Here is a 1,225-nt window from a genome sequence, read left to right on the forward strand (position 1 = left end):
GGTCCCGGCGGCATCGGCACCACCCGCGCCCTGCCCACCCCCGGCCTGAACAGCCTGCTCAACTACTACAGCGGGGAGGGCCCCTCGCGGCTCAAGATGGAAAAATTCATCCGCCACCATCTCGTCTTCAACGCGGCCGACGTGCCGGACGCCGCCATCGACGAGCGCTACCAGGCCAGCATCGACCCCGACGTGATCGCCGCACCCCCGCTGCGCCGCCCCTCCGGACCGAACGCCCTGCGCACGCTGGTCAAGATGGATTTCACCCGCGACCGCCGCCTGCGCCGGCTGCCGGTACCCACCCTCGTGCTGTGGGGCGCCCAGGACAAGGTCAACCGGGCCTCCGGCGGCCGCATGCTCGCCGAGCAGATGCCCGACTGCGACCTCTACGTGGTGGCCAACACCGGCCACTGGGTCCAGTTCGAACGCGCCGAGCTGTTCAACCGCCTCTGCTCTGACTTCCTGGCAGGTCACCGATGAGCACCCAGACCACCGCCCCGTCCGTCTTCGGCGCCGTCCACCTCGGCTACGTCATCATCGAGACCAACCGCTTCGCCGACTGGCGGCGCTTTGGCACCGACGCCATCGGCATGCACCACGACGCCGTCTCCCGCGACCTGATGCGCTTCCGCCTCGATGACCAGGAATGCCGCTTCCTGCTGCGCAAAGGCCCCGCCGAAGATGTCGTCACCCTCGGCTGGCACATCGACGACCACACCTCCTTCGAACAGATCGAAGCCCGCATCCACGCCCACGGCGTACCCGCGACGCGCGGCACCGACGAGGAAGCGGCCCTGCGCGGCGTGGAGCGCCTGCTGCGCTTTCCCGGCCCCAAGGGCATCGCCCAGGAGATCTACACCACCCCGCTGACAGCCGCCGAGCCGCTGCACATGCTCGCCTCGGGCTTCGTCACGGGCGACTCCGGCATGGGACATGTCGCGCTGACCTCGACCAAGCCGACACACATCCGCGGCTACTTCAACACCGTCTTCGACGCCCGCCTGACCGACTACATCGACGAGACCATCAGCGGCGTCAAACTCAAAATCCGCTTCCTGCGCGTCAACGAACGCCACCACTCCATCGCGGTGGCCGCCACCCGCGGCCTGCCCATCGACCCCATCCGCACCCGGGTCCAGCACCTCAACATCCAGGCCGCCACCCTCGACGACGTCGCCCAGAGCTACCAGCGCGTGCACGAACTCGGCTTCGACATGGCCCTGTC

General features: G+C 68.6%; 2 protein-coding genes. Both read left to right on the plus strand.

Translation table 11 applies throughout. The features are described 5' to 3' along the window. A partial coding sequence (locus ACQKIP_RS47790; RefSeq protein ID WP_427745909.1) for an alpha/beta fold hydrolase occupies positions 1-480 on the plus strand: 480 nt, incomplete at its 5' end. Then, a partial coding sequence (locus tag ACQKIP_RS47795) for a VOC family protein (protein WP_427745910.1) occupies positions 477-1,225 on the plus strand: 749 nt, incomplete at its 3' end. The genes ACQKIP_RS47790 and ACQKIP_RS47795, both read left to right, overlap by 4 nt.

The organism is Streptomyces sp. NPDC059900 (assembly GCF_050270335.1).
Classification (GTDB): domain Bacteria; phylum Actinomycetota; class Actinomycetes; order Streptomycetales; family Streptomycetaceae; genus Streptomyces.